17 protein-coding genes and 1 pseudogene are annotated in these 18,190 nt (G+C 40.3%); 6 read left to right on the forward strand and 12 right to left on the reverse strand.

All coding sequences use genetic code 11. The features are described from left to right. From O9334_RS12770 to O9334_RS12785, 4 genes are all read right to left on the reverse strand, one after another. Window positions 1–864: IS4 family transposase (locus tag O9334_RS12770; protein WP_288000431.1), on the reverse strand; the 864-nt coding region annotated here is incomplete at its 3' end. Between the two features lie 126 nt (window positions 865–990). Then, window positions 991–2,157: a putative glycosyltransferase family protein gene (locus O9334_RS12775; RefSeq protein WP_288000432.1), complete on the reverse strand. Its 1,167-nt coding sequence runs from the start codon at window positions 2,155–2,157 to the stop codon at window positions 991–993. Between the two features lie 109 nt (window positions 2,158–2,266). After that, on the reverse strand, window positions 2,267–3,889 hold the full coding sequence (locus O9334_RS12780) for an ArnT family glycosyltransferase (RefSeq protein ID WP_288000433.1): 1,623 nt from the start codon (window positions 3,887–3,889) through the stop codon (window positions 2,267–2,269). Between the two features lie 240 nt (window positions 3,890–4,129). Beyond that, on the reverse strand, window positions 4,130–4,327 hold the full coding sequence (locus O9334_RS12785; protein ID WP_288000434.1) for a hypothetical protein: 198 nt from the start codon (window positions 4,325–4,327) through the stop codon (window positions 4,130–4,132). Between the two features lie 356 nt (window positions 4,328–4,683). Between O9334_RS12785 and O9334_RS12790 the strand changes: the two genes are divergently transcribed. Together O9334_RS12790 and O9334_RS12795 are read left to right on the forward strand one after the other, a co-directional pair. Next, window positions 4,684–5,121: a class I SAM-dependent methyltransferase gene (locus O9334_RS12790; protein ID WP_288000435.1), complete on the forward strand. Its 438-nt coding sequence runs from the start codon at window positions 4,684–4,686 to the stop codon at window positions 5,119–5,121. Window positions 5,122–5,277: 156 nt separating this feature from the next. Beyond that, on the forward strand, window positions 5,278–5,961 hold the full coding sequence (locus O9334_RS12795) for a DALR anticodon-binding domain-containing protein (protein WP_045361044.1): 684 nt from the start codon (window positions 5,278–5,280) through the stop codon (window positions 5,959–5,961). A 129-nt stretch (window positions 5,962–6,090) separates the two neighbouring features. Here O9334_RS12795 and O9334_RS12800 read toward each other — a convergent pair whose 3' ends face one another. After that, on the reverse strand, window positions 6,091–6,921 hold the full coding sequence (locus O9334_RS12800) for a hypothetical protein (RefSeq protein ID WP_190381501.1): 831 nt from the start codon (window positions 6,919–6,921) through the stop codon (window positions 6,091–6,093). 455 nt (window positions 6,922–7,376) lie between these two features. On the opposite strand from O9334_RS12800, the gene O9334_RS12805 reads away from it, so the two are divergent. After that, the gene (locus O9334_RS12805) at window positions 7,377–7,871 is read left to right on the forward strand and encodes a hypothetical protein (RefSeq protein WP_045361047.1); all 495 of its coding nucleotides are present in this window, start codon (window positions 7,377–7,379) and stop codon (window positions 7,869–7,871) included. A 424-nt stretch (window positions 7,872–8,295) separates the two neighbouring features. Next, window positions 8,296–8,886, forward strand: a complete 591-nt coding sequence (locus O9334_RS12810) for a Uma2 family endonuclease (RefSeq protein WP_045361048.1) — start codon at window positions 8,296–8,298, stop codon at window positions 8,884–8,886. A gap of 260 nt (window positions 8,887–9,146) precedes the next feature. Here the strand turns inward: O9334_RS12810 and O9334_RS12815 are convergent, their stop codons facing one another. Both O9334_RS12815 and aroC read right to left on the reverse strand, forming a co-directional pair. Further along, a complete protein-coding gene (locus tag O9334_RS12815; RefSeq protein ID WP_288000436.1) occupies window positions 9,147–10,349 on the reverse strand; it encodes a glycosyltransferase family 4 protein in 1,203 nt (400 codons plus the stop codon). A 13-nt stretch (window positions 10,350–10,362) separates the two neighbouring features. Next, window positions 10,363–11,463, reverse strand: a complete 1,101-nt coding sequence (gene aroC / locus O9334_RS12820; protein WP_288000437.1) for a chorismate synthase — start codon at window positions 11,461–11,463, stop codon at window positions 10,363–10,365. A 524-nt stretch (window positions 11,464–11,987) separates the two neighbouring features. On the opposite strand from aroC, the gene sfsA reads away from it, so the two are divergent. Then, on the forward strand, window positions 11,988–12,707 hold the full coding sequence (gene sfsA / locus O9334_RS12825; RefSeq protein ID WP_045361055.1) for a DNA/RNA nuclease SfsA: 720 nt from the start codon (window positions 11,988–11,990) through the stop codon (window positions 12,705–12,707). A gap of 144 nt (window positions 12,708–12,851) precedes the next feature. On the opposite strand, the gene O9334_RS12830 is transcribed toward sfsA, so the two are convergent. The 5 genes from O9334_RS12830 to O9334_RS12850 all read right to left on the reverse strand — a co-directional run bounded on the left by O9334_RS12830 (window position 12,852) and on the right by O9334_RS12850 (window position 17,557). Then, window positions 12,852–13,397 (reverse strand): NYN domain-containing protein, encoded by a 546-nt coding sequence (locus tag O9334_RS12830; RefSeq protein ID WP_045361085.1) that lies wholly within the window; start codon window positions 13,395–13,397, stop codon window positions 12,852–12,854. Between the two features lie 73 nt (window positions 13,398–13,470). Further along, window positions 13,471–14,139 carry an energy-coupling factor ABC transporter ATP-binding protein gene (locus O9334_RS12835; RefSeq protein WP_045361057.1) on the reverse strand — a complete coding sequence of 223 codons (669 nt, stop codon included), beginning with the start codon at window positions 14,137–14,139 and terminating at the stop codon, window positions 13,471–13,473. A gap of 228 nt (window positions 14,140–14,367) precedes the next feature. Beyond that, a complete protein-coding gene (locus tag O9334_RS12840) occupies window positions 14,368–14,625 on the reverse strand; it encodes a UPF0367 protein family (RefSeq protein ID WP_045361059.1) in 258 nt (85 codons plus the stop codon). Between the two features lie 303 nt (window positions 14,626–14,928). Continuing rightward, window positions 14,929–16,506, reverse strand: a complete 1,578-nt coding sequence (locus O9334_RS12845; RefSeq protein WP_288000440.1) for an HsdM family class I SAM-dependent methyltransferase — start codon at window positions 16,504–16,506, stop codon at window positions 14,929–14,931. Continuing rightward, window positions 16,499–17,557, reverse strand: coding sequence for an AccI family restriction endonuclease (locus O9334_RS12850; protein ID WP_190381488.1), 1,059 nt, complete (start codon window positions 17,555–17,557; stop codon window positions 16,499–16,501). Before O9334_RS12850 ends, O9334_RS12845 begins: the two co-directional genes overlap by 8 nt. Before the next feature lie 495 nt (window positions 17,558–18,052). Here O9334_RS12850 and O9334_RS12855 point away from each other — a divergent pair. Continuing rightward, window positions 18,053–18,190 (forward strand): annotated as a pseudogene (locus O9334_RS12855) (photosystem II D2 protein (photosystem q(a) protein)); the annotation flags it as partial.

Consider the following 18,190-nt stretch of genomic DNA (forward strand, 5'->3'; position numbering starts at 1 on the left):
AGCTATAACAATTATCAGCTTTGATAGGTATTTCGGTGCTAATTGAGAACCTTCTAAGCTATAGCCTCCCGACTTAAAATCTCGGAACATCTCCTCAATATCAAATCTTTTTTGATAGGCCATTATTGCCGTCTCTAAATCCCCAAAATTTGTCAGAATATACCAAGGTTCTTTTGTTGGAAAACCCCGATAGGTTTTTTTCCACTTACCAGCTAAGTTAAACTGTCCAAATCCCTGCTCTTTTGTAATATTGACATCATTCAAAAATAGTTGAGTTCCTGGACTTAAACCTAACTCTCTCATTTCTTGATAAATTCCTTCTTTTGTCTTGACATTTGTACTTTTTTTTTGTCTTAAACAAAAGTATAAACTCTGCTTCTGAAGCCACTTTCCAAGACTGACCGAGCAAAATTCTCTATCTCCTAACACCACGATTTTATGACCTGATAGCACCGTCAATATTTTCCCCAATACTCGCTGCTGTTCTTCGAGATTACTACTTCCTTTTTTATCCAATATCTCCCCATAGATTGGGATGGCTCTCTTGTCATAAATTAGACTCACCATCAAGATATTAATTGCTCCCCAACTCGTTCGGTCTATGGCAATATATACTAATCCTTTTATTGTGAATCTCTCCTGCTGTTTTAACATCTCTTTTAAGCAGAGAAACCAGATTTTTTCAATATTCAGAATTTCCAGCTTTAAAAATCTTTTTAGTTTTTTTCTCCGACTCTCAAACAGGATCGGTATTGGCAGTGCTTCTGCTAATATCTCTAACTTAGCTTGCTTTAGTATTTGCCAGGTTCCAACTATCATTAACAACAGTAGATATCTGGCTCGTCCCAGTTCATTTTCTAACACTTTCTGGTATAGTTCACTTATCATTTTTGTTCTCTAGGTCATATTTACTATATATGACTTATCTTTTTTGGAAGTCTGTGTCTGTATTCCATGCTACATAAGCTTTTCAGCTGGCTTGTCCCCCTGTCAGGGAATAGACACACTAGCAATGACTAACAGGCTGACTAAAAGGCGTTTTTTGAACTGGTTAAATTTCCCGGAAATGCAGAGAATCGCCAAAGTAGAAACTAGGCCAGCTGCCACGGCAATAAAGCGAAAGGGAAACTGGATTTTTTGCAGGGGAAAAATGATTTTGTAGAGTGGTAAAGAAAGAGGTGAAATCATCAATAAACTCAGACCCGATAAAACGATTAGAGAAAACAAATTAAATTTTTCTAATTGGTTTCGTCTCTGCCAAACTGCTCGAATACTTAAGAGATAGATAATTAGATAGATGCTGAAAATGAGACTAATTATAAAAGTCTGTCTATTTTGATGAAAGTTATTACCAAAAGCCACCCAATCACCTAGGGAAGTTCCGATCGGTTGACGAATTTCCTTTAAATTAAAAACCGCAGGAATTAGGTAAGGAAAAGAAAAAATTAGGCCGATGATAAAAAAGAGAATCCGCCAGCCAAAATCTCGAAAATTTCTAGTTTTTAACAGGATAATTACCGAATAAATACCAAACAGAAAAAATATAATAATCAGACTAGGTAGGTGAGCTAGTGCTATCAAAGAAGTTGTGATTGTTAGTGCTAAACCATTGGCGAAAGTAATTACATTGGATACTTTTAAGAGAGCGACAATAAAAAAAGGCATTAAAGCAATGGCTAAACATTCTGCTAATGCTCCGCGCCAAAATAAACAGTAAAATAGGTAAGGATTAATTGCTAAAATAATAATTAGTTGATAGTAAAGTATGCCCCTTCTTTTGAATAAATATGCTGCTAAAGTTGAGGCACTAATTATATTGATGAGCAAAATGGTTAGCACCGTAAGTCTTAGAGCAACAACTGGAGAAAATCCGAGCAAATGATAGGGAAAAGCTACATATCTTAAAAGAGGAGGATAGAATAAAAATGCAGCATTTCCGAAGCCTCCATAGCCTTGAGCATACCATTTTGGGAATAAATCTCCAGACTTAACTTGCTCTGCCCAAAAACTATTCCAAAATAAATGAACAAGACCATCATTTGTTCTTTCTGGAGCAAATAAGAAAGCTAACCAAGTGCTACCTATAATCAAAAACACCAGAAGAGCGAAACTAAGTTGTTTTCTATGTAATCGAGCAAGACTAACAAGTATATTCATGATCAGGTAAGCGGAAGATTTTAATCTTTTCCTCGTTATCTAATCCTAGATTTTAGCAATATCAAGCTACAGAATTAAATAATTATTATCTATCAAATAGATATCTTACTTATTTATTTATTCTAGGAAAGTTCTTAGGATAAATTTTAGCATAAACTAGACTAGCTTTTTCAGCTAATACTTGAATTTCATATTCGGAAGATAAATTATCAAAATCTTCTTTACTCATAATAATTTCATGATTTTTATCGCTATTGACGGCAGTTTTAAGTTCTTCAGCACTCCTTACCCACCAAATCGGTCTGTTACTATAAAATAAGGCACTGGGATGATTAAGATCAGCCGATAACTTAGCAATTATTAAGGGATTTTTCTTATTATTACTAAAATCCCCTTGCCCTGCCACTTGTGCTAAAGCAGCTAGGGGAGTTACTCTTGCAGTATAAAGTCCTCTAACTTCTCTGATTCCAGAAAAGACAAAAACCGCAAATAGTAAAATAGTCGCCGATTTAGGAGTAAGCCTTTTCAGTAAAATGAGAACAAGTAGAGTTGCCGCAATCACAAAACAGAAAACTGCTACTATCTGTTTAACTGAAGGACTGATAATGCCAACAATTTTGAGAGGCGTTAAAGGAAAAATAACTAAAGCTACAGTTGCGATACTAATCAATATCCACGAACGAGCAGTAGAAGAAGCTTGTGCCTTTTGAAATAAATAACCGATAAAAATTGCCAAAATCGGATAAAGGGGAAGAATATACCAGCTTAATTTGGTTGATACCAAACTATATAGACCAAAAACCACCAGAAAGAAAACGATTAGAATTCTTGACGAGCTATGGGGCTTTAAAGTATCTTTAACACTGACGATAAAGGCAAAAGGAATTAGATAAACCCAAGGAAAAAAGAATTTAATAACTGTTCGGAAATATGAGAGAAAGTCTCCACTGTTTCCCTCTAGGGGACGGGTTGCCCGTTCAATCACATGATAACCTAAGTATTTCCCCAAAAAAGCCTGTCCATGCTGTAGTAGCACTGTTAAATGCCAGGGAAGAATTATCAAAGTAGCCAAGACAATACTTTGCCAAAAATGCCTTGATTTAAAAGTAGTTAATAACTGTCTTTCAATCAACAGCGTTATCATAATGGCAGCTGGTGCAACAATGGCAGCAAAACCTTTAACCATAAAAGCCAAGGCACAAGCAGTACCAATAAAATACCACCATTTTTGATTGCCTTGGCGAAGATGAAGATAACCGTAAAGTGATAGAAACAGAAAGAATGTCAACATCATATCGGTGGTACCAAACCGAGCAGAATGGACAAATTGATAACTTGCCAACAAAATCAACGAGGCAAAAACTCCTGCCCAATATCCATAAACTTTTTTACCAATTAAATAGATAATAGCAATTAAGGCGACTCCCGATAAAGCCGAAGCGGCTCTTGCCCAAAATTCGTCAACCCCAAATAATTGAAAAAAAGCAGCGGTTGACCACATAAATAGGGGGGGTTTATGAAACCAAGGCACATATCCGTAATGTAGAGTTATCCAGTCACCATTTTGTCCAATCTCTTTGGAAATTTGTGCATATATAGCTTCATCCCAATCTTCTAAACTCCTCTGTCCTAATTTCCACAGCAAGATGATTGCCGATAGAGAAAATAGTAACCAGAGAGTGGCATCTTTAAATTTCGATATAATGACTTGGATTTGCTCAGTTTTTACCATGGAATTAAACAGACTAATTATTGTATTGAAGGAGCGCAAATGGTAACAGTTTTTTCCAGTTCACAGCTTTTCTTCTTGATTCATGGCGGTTATTTATTTGATTATTTTCTTTCTGGTTTTAGGATAGTATATCAAAATGACGTCCTCAGGACAAAAGATTTTTGTGAGGTTAAAATGTCAAAAAAATACCAAATCACTTTCACTCAAGATTGCTCATCTAAGATGCCCATAAATTTCAGGTTAATCGGCCATGTTTTCTGGAAAGCCGAGAAGATTGCTTACACTAGGATAATCCTTGATATAAACCATCTCCTGGCTGGCAGAAAACCAGAGACATTCTACCAAGATGTTATCAAAAACTACCAGAATTGTAAAGTAAATTGACAAGCAGTGGCTACAACAAGCAAAAACCCTCCCCCCGATGACAGCGTTTCTCATCAAGATGAAGTATAACCTGATAGGGCATCGTCATCTCTTGCTGAATCGGGTGACGAAGACCTTTAATCGATATGCGTATCCGATTTATTATAGATTAAACCTCTTGCCTAATGAATTTTTGAGGGTTCAAAAACGGCAAAAATAAGGATTAAATGGCATAAAATCTGTAAATAGACCATTTAATTGATTATTATTCATTCTTGATTCTACTGACGACCGACGACCGACTCCTAATCCTAATCCTAACAACAATTTTTGATTTTTACCAGAGGTTTATTGATTAGGTGTTTCTGTTAAGATGTCTTTGGACAATGGTCTGCAGCTAATTTCAACGATACCCCACTGGGTTGCCAATGATGATCAAACGAATTCTTCTTATCGTCACCTGCCTAATGCTGCTTTGCTGTAGTTTCGGATTATTAAATTTTACCTACGATGCTTCAGTTTTAGCACAGCAGCAATATTATCAGATTCGCTCCCTTCATAGTCGCAATGGTATCGGTAAATTTTATCTAGGACGGGAAATCGCTAAATTTATGGGACACAAAGAAATGTTATGGTTAGAACGTCCTAGTCGCAGTTTCACAGAAAAAGCCGATGATCTGATCACCGCACTACATTTAAAACCCACAGCCCCTGTGACAGATATCGGTGCGGGGACAGGTTATTTTAGTTTTCCTATCACGAATTTAGTAGAACAAGTCTTCGCTGTCCATGTGCAACCCGAAATCAGGGTTAGCGCATCTCAAACGCTATTGACAATTGCCCAATTTTGTGATCCGCTTGTTGTGTAGGCATTTCAAGTGATACCAGTCAATCAGAATAGTTACGAACTCGACCGGAGATGGCAAATTCTCCTCAAATATGCCTGAATCGCCCTCTGGGTAGGCAACCCAGATAAAGTTCATTTTGTCAAGGATTATTGAGATGCGTTTGCTTTGCTTCTGAGTATGAATTTTATCTGCAATCACCCCTCGATCGAGCATTGCTTAAAACAACAATTAATTAATATTTTTCCAGAAAACAACCATAAATTAACTTTATATCGTTGCTCAAAAACTGATAGTATTCTCTATCGTTCACCTCTGTTTTATTATTTTACGCCCGCTCAATGTCAAACCATATTTAACCATTTAATCGCCCTTTTTCCGCAAATTCAGCTTAAAGAAGGATGGCTAGAATTATTATTAGATCAACAATTTTTGTCCTTTTGGTTACTGAAACTAAACGATTTAATCGATAAGTTTTTCTCTGATCAGCTTCCTCTCCATCCCGAAGGAGAATTTTTCTTTTTATTTCAATATACCCACGCTCGCTATTCTAGTTTGTTCCAACTGCTCAATAGGGAAAAAATTAGATTAACCGAGCCAGAACTATTATCCTGGCATCATCCCGCCGAAATAGCCTTAATCCTGCAAATTTTAACCGTTTGTGATTGTTGGGAAGGCCAGAAACTCTATCCCTTAACCGCAAATTTTTGCGAAGCGATGCTCAATTTTGAGCGTAACTGTCGCATTATCGGAGAATCGTCCCCAATTCAGCGATCGAGATTAATCCTGATTAGCGTCAGTCAAAAACTACTTAACCGTCTTCTCCGTCAAAAATGGCAACTGCTACCGTTGACGGAACTATAAAAATATTAACTTTTGTGAATTGAGTGGACAAAATCACTAGCTTATGATAGATTTTAATTAGTGTGAGGAGCGAGCCAGAATAGAGAGCCGAGACGAAACATGGACAGTCGCCGGCTCTCTTTCTGTTGTTCAGGAATTATCTTTTTCTTGGCGATATTTAATAAAAGTGGGCAAATCGACCCGAAAAGAGGAATATTTCGGGGAAGGAGAGATGACAGGTGCGGGCCAATCCCTGTCTTTCTTATTTAAGGATTCTACTGGCTCAATTGTCTCTAATTCCGCTAAAAACTCATCGATGGGAGCCACTTCATCGCTTTCTTGATTCTCTGTCTGAGACCAAGGCTCGATCGCGGCTGCCTTGGCGACAATGGCTAAATCCGGGGCAGAATTGCGATCGCTACCGCCCTGGAAATACTGGGCCAAGGCCGCTTTATACTGGAGGGTGTAGCGTTGCTGACGTTGGAGACGGGTGCGTAATTCCTGCAATTGCTGGTCATAGTTGCACAGTTTTTGGCTTTTTTCCTGATAACTTTCCTGAATTAAGGCACATTCTCGCTCTAAACGGGCTAATTGTTGGCGCGTGCGGGTCAATTCTGCGGTCAAATTGGCAATAATCATCGGTTGCCGTTGTTCTGCTTGACGATACTGTTCGATTTCTCCTAAAGCTCGCTGTAATTGTTGCTTTTCGTATTGCAGTTCCTCGTTTTGCTGCTGGATTAGGGTATCACAACTTTGCAAGCGACGATGTTGCTCGGCTAACCGCGATCGCAGTTCCGCGAGAGCTTGCTCCCGTCGCCAGATCTCCGCTTGTAATTCTTGATTTTGTTGACGTAAATGAGAGGATAGAGCCGGCCAATCTGTCTCATCTGTTGATTGACTCTCATGCTCGACAATTTCAGCAGTGATGACAGTATCCGCATGGGTGAGATGATCGAGGTACAGGTCGGAATTATCGTTCATAAAAGCCAAAGGATGAGGAAACCTAGAAGTTTAGAGACGTTAAAAGCCTTCTATCGTTCCAAAAAAAAATGGGAACCGCATTGTTAGAGACTGCCGCGCGGTTCCACTGCCGATCCTTAAGAGGAGAACACTATAAATAACCATAAGCTTATTAGGAATTTTTGTCAATACTTAATGAAAATTTTTTTCAATAAGTTGGGGGAGAGGGGAATCGACTAATTCCTAGATAGGGTTGGCTGAATAAATCTAAAAACCTTGTTGAGTAAAACTTTTAGACTTTTTTACCATCAAAAAGTGCCAGCCATAAAACCCCACACCCCACACCCCACACCCCACCCCCACGAAAAACTTTTTGCCGCAAACCCTAGATATCTATTGATACAAGCACCGGTCGAGCGGGTTAGCGGCTTGATGTGCTTCAATAATCCTATAGTTTTTATTTTCCTTGTCCTACTATGCCACGTCCCCCAAAGAAAACCCCTAGTACCCCTGAACCCCCCGAAGAGCCAATTAAAGCCACTCCTCCCCTACAACCTCTACAAATTATTAAAAAGGGTTCTAGGGCTGCAGTACCCCCGAAACCCCCGGAAACCCCTCCAGAAATAATTGAGGAAAAACCAGCCGCGGAAACGGTAAAATCAGTCAGTAGCGAGATAAAATCTCCCCTCCGTCCCCGTTCCGATTCGGCTCCTCTATTCCGAAAACCGATTCCCAAAGCAGAAATTCCCGTCATCGAAAAAGCGACGGGAGCCAATGGCGAAGTATTTAATCTGACCGATTCTGTCTTCATTACCGAACCTTTTGGTACTCGTATTCCTGCTATTATTGATAGTTTTTATGCTGATGATCAAGGCGAAATCTGGGCGCGACTCAAACCGGTGGAAGTTAATCCCGATTGTCGCTGGGAACAGGCCTGCATTCGCTCTCAGGGTTTGGTAAAGGCCGAGTAAGACAGTTATCAGTTATCAGTTATCAGTTATCAGTTATCAGTTATCAGTTATCAGTTATCAGATTTGAGTTTTAAGTGTGCAGTATTAACAAGTAATTTAGATAATATCTCTTGCCTAGTTAATTTTTGAGGGTTCAAAAACGTCAAAAATAACGATTAAATTGCCTAATATCTGTAAATAGACCACTTAATTGATTATTATTCATTCTTAATTCTCCTGACTACTGACTACTGCCTCCTAACCAACCAAGACAATTTTTGATTTTTAGAAGAGGTCTGATGATTTGGCCTTCTCAAAAGGTTTATTGATCAAGGCTATGGTATGATTAAAGGTAGTTTGTCAGACTATGATATTTTTCATGATAATCTGTTTTTATCTGATATCATGTTGAGAAAAATTCACTCTCTAAATTTGGGGTTAAATTATGATAACTACATTCATTGAACGGGAAGCAGAACCAATTTTAATTAATGACTTAACCTGGAGAGAATTTAAAGCTGTTGAACAGCTAATCGAGCGCCCAGGGTTAAGGTTATCTTTTTTAGATGGAGTTTTGGAGATTAGAAAAATGCCAGGGAAAAAACACGAAACTATCAAAGAACGTATTGGTGCTTTACTAGAAATTTATTTAGAATTTTTGGGATTAGATTTTACTCCTACTGGTTCTGTCACCTTAGAAAATGAATTTGAAAAGGTTAAAAGAGAAGGTGATAAATCCTATGAATTGGGAGCCAATAGAAAACATCCTGATTTAGTGATTGAGGTGGTTGTTAGTAGTGGAGGAATTAATAAACTGGAAGCATACAAACGGTTACAAATTCCCGAAGTTTGGTTTTGGATGAATGATGAGTTATTGTTTTATAGTTTAGGAAATGAGGGATATAAAGCTGTTAGTAAATCGCAACTTTTACCGAGTTTAGATGTAGGTTTATTGATGCGTTGTATTAATACAGAAAATCATGCTCAAGCCCTGCGGGAATTTAGAGCAGGGATAAAAATTATTGAATCAACATAACCATATAAAATGCTGATTTTTTCCGCCTATCTAAAGATTATGGGTTAACTTAACAGTTGCAGAATGCCAAGAATTAAATTCTCAATATTCTATCAAAAGGGAACAAGTTTTTAACCGTTTCATCGCCTCCGTATTATTAGAAGAAAGACGAGCAGGTAATATTCCTGCTTGGGAAGGAATTAGGATTATAAGAGAAAGGATTTAATAGCGATATTAATCCTTTAAAAGACAGTATTTTTTTTGAAAATGCTCTCATTTCATCAACTCAATAACCAGTCTAGATGATACTGTAAACATTGCTTGAGGTCGTAGCGTTGCTTGATAGTTTCCCTGGCCTTTAAACGCAGATTTTGCCAACCCTGGGGATAATCTAACACTTCATCCACGCGATCGGCTATTTGTTGGGGAGAAAAGAAATCCACTAATAAACCATTTTCCCCATCAGTAATTAATTCTCGCACGGGGGGAGTATCGGAACCAATCACGACGCAACCCATGGCCATAGCCTCTAACATTGACCAGGACAGCACAAAAGGACGAGTAAGATAGATATGGGCGGCCGATGCCTGTAAAACCTGTTTATATTGACCGTAGGGCAGAGAACCGGTAAAATGCACCCGGGATAAATCCAAAGAAAGGCTTTCTAACATCAATTGTTTATAGGTTTTGCCGTCCGGTAGAGTTTTCCCATAAGCGACCCGATCCTCCCCGACAATCACGATATGACAGTTAGGCCGACGGGCTAAAATTAGGGAAACAGCCGTCATAAATTGGGGAAAACCGCGATAGGGTTCCATTCCCCGGGTTGCATAGGTGACAATCTCCTTAACACCGGATAAATCTAAACCTATCTCTGGAATCACTAACTGCACATCGGGACGGGGACAGAAATAGTCCGTATCGATGCCATCGTGTAAAACCGTCAGTTTCGAGTGAAATTCGGGGGGAAATTGTTGTTTTTGCCAGATAGTCGGCGATAAACCTCGATCGCAACTGACCAGATCGATCAGGATTGGCGCATTTTTAATTCTAATCCGGGCCTCGGCATCAGCATTAAGGGGATCCTCTGGATCAAAATCAGCATCGGAACCATGGGCATGATAAAACCATTCAAAATAGGCTAAAAACTTAGTTTTCGGGAAAATATCCTTGATAAATAGACCCGGCCCCCAGCCAGAATGTGCATAGACAATATCGGGATAAAATCCTTGATTTTTCAGTTGTTGGCAAACAGCATAAACCGCTTGACCTTGTAAAACCGCACTTTCAAGGGGACGGACATAATGATGGGTTTGGGGAGAAACAGCGCGACTTTCCTTGTAAATAAATTTTTTTACCCCCGCTATCTCTCCCTCTTGCCTGGTAGTGCCGAAAATCACTTGATTTCTGGGGTCTTGAGCTAAAACCGTGCTTAAATGGCGAAATTGGGCGGGAAAATTGGCATGAAGGAATAAAAATTTCATCGCGGGTAAAGGTTTAGAAAAAGCGATCGCTAATCGTACATTGTCCCTGAAAACGGAGCAGATGATCGCATAATACCAAAGCCATCATCGCTTCCACCATGGGGACCGCTCGGGGTAAAACACAAGGATCGTGTCTTCCTTTGGCTGCCAGGGTGGTTTCTTCCCCGGTGCGCGTCACGGTTTTTTGTTCTTTACCGATAGTCGCAGTGGGTTTAAAAGCGGTGCGGATAATAATATTTTCGCCGTTACTGATTCCTCCTTGGATGCCTCCCGAACGATTGCTAGTGGTGCGAATTTCCCCGTTATCATCGATAAAATACTCGTCATTGTGTTCGCTGCCGGTTAAGAAGGTTCCCGCGAATCCCGATCCGATTTCAAATCCCTTACTCGCGGGTAAGGACATCATCCCCTTAGCTAAATCGGCTTCTAGCTTATCAAAAACGGGTTCTCCTAGACCTTTCGGCACATTTCTGGCTACACATTCCACCACACCGCCGATCGAGTCTTTATTCAGGCGAATTTGGTCGATCAGGGCGATCATTTTGGCGGCCGTTTCCCCGTTGGGACAACGCACTATATTACTTTCCACCTCGTCGAGGGTGACGGTGTTGGGGTCGATGATTGCCTCAATATCTTTAATTCGCTTCACATAGCCGATAATCTCGACATTATAGACAGATTTAAGGATTTTTTTAGCGATCGCTCCTGCGGCCACCCGGCCGATGGTTTCCCGGGCCGAGGATCTGCCTCCTCCTTTCCAGTTGCGAATGCCGTATTTTGCCTCGTAGGTAGCATCCGCGTGGGAAGGTCGGAATTTCTCGGCCATTTCGTTGTAATCTTGCGAGCGAGCATCCTGATTCCGCACTAAAATAGCGATCGGTGTACCGAGGGTTTTACCTTCAAAAACGCCCGAAATTATCTCACAAATGTCATTTTCCCGACGCGGGGTCACGATTCTGCTTTGTCCCGGTTTGCGACGGTCTAAATCGATTTGAATCTCCTCTTCGGAAATTTCTAAGCGCGGAGGACAACCATCGATAACCACTCCTACCCCACCCCCGTGAGATTCTCCAAAAGTGGAAACCCGAAATAGTCGTCCGAAAGTGTTACCCATAATCTCAATGTCTATTAAGCCTCAAGCTTTTATTGTACCTGAACGGTTATCAGTGATCAGTGATCAGTGATCGGATGTGAGTTTTTAGTGGACAGTCTTAAGTAGAAAATTGCCGTTTTCTTGTCACTAATACCATTTTTCAAAAGTAATCGCAGGGATGGTTAATTTCCCTTACCCCCAACCCCCCCAACCCCCCCGACATCGGGGAGGCAAGGGGGGAGAGGGGAGTAAAATGCCGGCTCTCTTATTCTTTGTGTGATAAGTTTAACTTATATAATACCGATCGATCTTTGTGTCCCTTGTGTCTTTGTGGTTCGTTCCATTTGCTCGCCAGCAGGAATGTATTTTAGAATACATTTTACCCACCAAACCCAAGAGAGTAAAATGGCTGCTACGAATAAAGGAAAATAGTATGATTACTGTTTACTGATCACTGTTCCCTGATAACTGAAAGGTCTTCTGTCTTCAGGTTAAGATGCCAAAAAAAGGCTATTCTTTACCTGATATAACCCGGCGAAAATTTGATGACTTCCTTGTTGGTTCACACTTACCCTTCTCTTGTCAAGGGTATTTTAATTAAACGTTACAAACGCTTTTTTGCCGATATACAATTGGACAACGGAGAATTAATTACGGCCCATTGCGCTAATACCGGACCGATGACAGATGTATGTGTAGAGGGTCAACCGGTTTATCTTTCTCGCAGTGATAACCCGAAGCGAAAATTAGCTTATACCTGGGAGATGATTCAACTGGGGGAGACTTGGGTGGGAGTTAATACCAATCTTCCTAATCAGGTGGTGAAAAATGCCCTGTTGCAGGGAGTTTTTCCCGATTTGGTCAAAAATGACACCGAGGTGCGATCGGAAGTGGCCTACGGTCAAAATAACGGCAGTAGAATTGATTTTCTTTTGACCCATGCTGATAATTCCCTCACCTATATCGAGGTGAAAAATACCACTTGGAATCGGGGAGAAACGGCACTTTTTCCCGATACTGTCACCACGCGAGGACAGAAGCATTTAAACGAATTAATGGCTTTATTGCCGGCAGCGGAAGCGATTATGCTCTACTTTATTAATCGGGGTGATTGTTACCGATTTGCTCCGGGGGATAGTAAAGATGCTAAATACGGGCAGTTATTGCGTCAAGCAGTGGCTAAAGGAGTCAAGGTTTTACCCTGTCGCTTCCAAGTGACACCCACGGGAATTAATTATTTAGGTTTAGCAGAATTGCAACTGTGAAACCAGTGGTTTAGAGGGGCCAGCTTTTGACAAAATCCCCCAGACCGCAACTGACCTTGAAAAGCTTAGAGACACAGTTACCTGTGTCTCTACTGGGGATTTTGTCGATACATATTTGAGGTAATTTGTCAAGGTTTTTGATAACTAAATTCCGTGGCGCATTTTCTCTAATTTCTGTTGCACCTTAGCATCGAGAGAATGGAACAAAAAACGCCCTTTGGGACTTTGAGAAGAACTCTGGGATTTTCTCAGACGACGACCGGTTAAATCCACCTCGATTTCCAGACGTTGAGCGGAAATCCACTGGGCCCCATAACCCATAACGGTCATTTTTTGGGCATTATCAGAGGTAGCGACGATAATCCGTCCGATAGCTGGGGCGCGATCGTGCCAAAAATCGGCACAGGTTTTCTCGATATAGGTGTCGGCGGTTTGAGCGTGAGCGGTAAAATAAACCGATAAATGGTTAGTGTAGCGTTCCTGGCTGCTGGGGGTGTCTTGAAAGTAGGAATCGAAGACGATTTGGGTTTGATAACCCTGATGGTGCGTGTAACCGATTAAGGTTTCAATTAACTTGTCTCGCGCCGGTTCGAGACCGTGGCGATCGCTAATTTTTTTCAGGGACGGCCAAGCGCCGATGACGTTGTAGCCGTCAACCAGCAGAAGGGAACGATCAGAAGAATTAAGCATGGCTTTGAGAGTAATTCGTGTGGCATTAAGGGCAGTTCTAAAAAACAGCGTCCTAATGATATTAACAAAAAATCTAGGATTCTCCCGCCGCACTTGCCAATAATCTCGCTTTTAATTCTAGGGCATTTCCCTGATCCGTTACCTTGCCACCCTCCAACAAAAATGCTCCATCGCTGTAATCCAATTCATCAAGGCGATGCGTCACCCAAAGGGCCGTAATCCCCCGGTTTTTGACCAATTTCTGCACTTGAGAGACTAATTCTATTTGGGTATCCCCATCCAAAAGGGCGGTGGGTTCATCAAAGAGCAAAACCTCGCAATGACGAGCTAAAGCCCCGGCAATGGCGATTCTTTGCTTTTGTCCGCCACTGAGAGCATAGATCGGTCGTTTTTCCATTTCTAATAAATTCACCGCCCCTAGGGATTCCCGCACCCGGGCCCGAATTTCCGGCGTGGATAAACCCTCGGATACCAACCCAAAAGCCACATCTGCCCCCACTGTTGGCATAACTAACTGATGGTCGGGATTTTGAAAAACAAAACCGAGGGGGTTAGGTATCTCTATTTCCCCGCGACTAGGTTTTAATAATCCCGCTAAGAGCCGCAGCAGGGTTGATTTACCGCTGCCATTTGTCCCCAACAACATCCAAAATTCCCCTCTGGGAACTTGCAAAGAGCAGCCATTTAATACTGATTTCCCATTCGGCCAGCTAAAGCAGAGGTCTGTTACTTTTATAGTCATGAATTATTAGCCTTTTCAGTTATCAGTTATCAGTTATCAGTTATCAGTTATCAGTTATCAGTTATCAGTTATCAGTTATCAGTTATCAGTTATCAGTTATCAGTTATCAGTTATCAGATTTGAGTTTTGAGTTTTCAGTGGAAAGTGTTATGTAGGCGGTTGCCGTTTTTTTGTCACTGATTACTGATTACTGCTCACTGATAACTGATTAAAGAACTATTCTGTGGCTCAAGCGACAAACCCCGGCGCTTTACCAGTGGAGGCAGCCCCGGATTTTTGTGACACAATCACCGCACTGATCTGATCGCTCAAAACCGCCACCTTTTTATCGGTTTGTTTTTCGCAGGTTAATTCTAATAATTCCGGATTCGGCGATCGCATAGCGTTAATAATTGTTTGATACAAAGCGTCTGCTGCTGCTTCTTCCTTGCGCTGCACGGAAATGGGGATGGGCGAGAGTTTCAGGGTAATATCGATCGAATACATAGTTTAGCGTTCCCTTCCAAAAAACAAGTCAAAAACCATTGTATAGCAGGGCTTGGGTGTTGGGGTTTTAGGGTATTAGTGATCAGATGTGGGTTTTCAGTTCACTGATTGCTGTTCACTGTGGGGATAACCCTAGCATCATAACCGATTAACTCTCGGCAGTTGCTGTGCAGAGGCGTTGTTAGCTGGCAATCACTTGCTTCAATGAATGTGCATGGTGCGTTCCCCAAAAATCTATCGGTACAGCAGTAGGGGTTGCATCAGGGAACGCACCCTACAGCTACAGCACAACGGTGATCGCACTTAGGGTGCGGCGGAATTGCCGTCTGGTGCAGCGCATTGTTGGGAGTCCATAAGTCTTTTGATCAGAGCATTACTCATGAGAATTGCTTTTTGGTGATCATTTTGTGCAATACTAATTACTTCTTCAGCATCTTCATCACTGATCATTTCAAATTGTTTCTGGCTTGGACATAAGCTATCATTCAAATCCCTTGGTTCAAACTTGTCTAATTCATCACCATAACTTCGTTTATTGATTTTTATTATTTCCTGTCCAATATCACTGAGCAAATACACAAACAATTTATTAATAAATTGTTGTCCTAATTTATTTGGATAAAAGGAATGAAAGCAGGTAAAATTTATTGCTGTTGTGAAATTGCGTATTACTTTTAACCTGCCCCTGCTAAAGACTCCGAATAAAATTGGAGCTGGTTTTCTCTTTTCAATTTTGTACCAGGTGTTCCTTGTTTTTGTAAGATACCTCCCATGGTATCCCAATTTTTCGCCTTCTTTTATGTAATTTCGTATTTCAGAGTTGTCGTGATCTTTTACATCTAAACAATAGACTGGCTTATCCTCATTGTATAGTATATTAAAATCATGCTCAGTAAATACTGCTTTGCGGATTTGAGAGCTTTTTGTAATACACTTACAAATATTGTTATCACTCAACTTCCGTTGCTCAATTTTTGATTTTTTTAACGCAAAAAATTCATTTGCGCCAGTAGCAATACCTCTCGTAAACGTACCGTATAGGGACAACTTACAGAAGCCATTTGGGTATACTTGTTCAGTGAACAATGATGAAATAATAGGTGTCCACTTTTGGTTGTATGGTAAATTCGATGGTTCGATTTCCCACTGATAGAATTTACTAATATCAGATATTTTATCTATTTCATCACTTTTTTTGATCTGTAAAATTTTAATGGTTTCTTTTTTTCCGTCATTTTTACAAAGAAGCACACAAACGGTTGTAGTTGCCTCTGGAAAAATTTCTTTTTCATTGGCAAAGATTATTATTTGCTTCAATAAATGATTTTCAAGGAGACTTTTTTTGATTTCTTTTCCGTAGCCAGTATTAAAAAACTCAAAAGGCATAATATACGCCAAGTTACCATTGATTTTAAGTTCTCTTAAAGACTTGACAAGGAATACGGAAGAGATATTAGAGTAACCGATAAGTTTCTTCCCTATTTTTTCTTCAATTTTTGGTAATATATCATGACGCTTAAGAAATTTCTGAAATCGCATATATGGTGGATTACAAATGATACCGTCAAAATTTTCAGTTTCAGCTTCGAGGTAATCACTATTGATAACTCTCAAATAAGGACTGTCACCATTACGATTGAGAAACTCAAATATATTTCTATCAATCTCATATCCCATGAAATGTACTTGATTACCTGAAGGTGTTTTTATTGCTTCATCATAAAAAACGCCTAAGCCAAACGCTGGGTCTAATACTGTTTCTGGATTATCTTTTAAAACCCACTGTACCATGAGGCGAGCAACGCACATAGGTGTAAAAAACTGACCGTAATCCTTCCTATGATTAAGTGGAGTTTCAGCTATATATTTTAACTCACGCATTAATAACATCCCTTAGAAATATTTTATTATCAAGGTATCCCTTGCCGCCTGCAAAAGTCACATAAAAAAGCAGACGACCCCTATCTAATTCTTTCAGAGCCGATTTATGTTCAGGCATATCAATTTTTCCAAGGACTTCTTTTCCAATTTGCACATTGATCTTGATCGTAGTTTTGCCTTGATTTTTTACATCTCTTTCTATTGAAAAATTATTTCCATCATTGTTATCGTTTGAAACCAGTGCCAAAATATCTTTAAATGATATTATATATGCCTTGTCAAAAAATACTTGTAGATAAAAATGCTTGACATTATATTTCTGAATCCACCTGTTGACCAAGGCAACATCTTCAATTTTTGGGGTAATGCCCAAATAATCGCGTTTGTGCAGTATTTTTATATTTTCTTTGAGATTCTTCAGTAATTCAGTTAGATTTCTTAACTCTTTTGTTGATGACCATGACGGACAACGAAAGTCTAATTCTCTAAAGGTGTCATCTGTAGCATTTGACATTAGATTGTAAATTGTCTGGTTTTTTCGCCTTAATAGATCACCAAGGGCGGTATTGATTATGTCTTGTCTAATTTCTTCGCATTTTTTAATGGCCCGATCTTGTCTGTCCCGCATGAATGCCGCATATTTGTCTGCTAAAAAAGAACTTGATCTTACTTCAATCGCAGCCACAGCCTGCCTTATGTGCTGATCATTTTTAATGTCAATACTTCCATCTGGAAAGTCTCTGACCTTAAATATCAGGATATCTGGCCTCTTACCTATCGCATTAAGTTCACTCTGATATTCCATATAGAAATCAGCAAATCCATCATCACCTGCGGCTATGGATTCGGAACGCCCATATTTAACAGCAAAATAATCACCAGAATATTCATTGACTGCCTTAAAGACGATTGTTTCAGCCCAATCACCCTGTTCCTTGTTCGTGAGAAATTCGGAGTTAGCCATTGTTGGGGGCTTTCCAGTCATTTGTATTTCAGTATCAATCTCAAGTGGTGATTGCTTGATCAGGTTCAGAATATCATCTTTGTACATGAATTCTCCTTCTTGTTCAGCCCAGCCATCAATTATACCGCTCCCTGCGGTCGAGCAACCCTCCTCTATCCTACTATCTCACTTCCATCGGTCTAACACCCCTTAATAGGACTTAATAGCGCACCGTGCGGTTTAATCACCTCAATTTGGGGATAATTACCGCACAGAGGGGTCTAGCATTCCACTCAAGACGTGAAGACGACAATACCAAGCAATTGAGGCGGCATATCTCCCCATCTCCCCAAATCCCCATCTCCTCCCGCAACGGCTCGACTGAGCTTCGCCGAATGTCGCCCAGCAACTGGTCTCCCGAAAAAATTTTAGATTTTCTTAAGATCGACCTAAAAAATATTGGTCATTTTTTCCAATATAGTGTAAGTTAAGAAAAGTAAAGATTTCTCACAATTCTTCTACACATCTGCTGGCCTGCTCGGATAGATGGAGAAGAGAGCGCGGAATCTTAGCAATAATATACATTTTTCGGAGAAAACCCCCATGACCATTGCTGTCGGACGCGCCCCAGAAAGAGGGCTGTTTGATGCTCTCGATGACTGGCTCAAAAGAGACCGTTTCGTCTTCATCGGTTGGTCTGGTTTACTACTCTTCCCCTGCGCCTTCATGGCCCTAGGTGGA

Source organism: Microcystis sp. LE19-8.1F (assembly GCF_027531715.1).
Classification (GTDB): domain Bacteria; phylum Cyanobacteriota; class Cyanobacteriia; order Cyanobacteriales; family Microcystaceae; genus Microcystis; species Microcystis wesenbergii_A.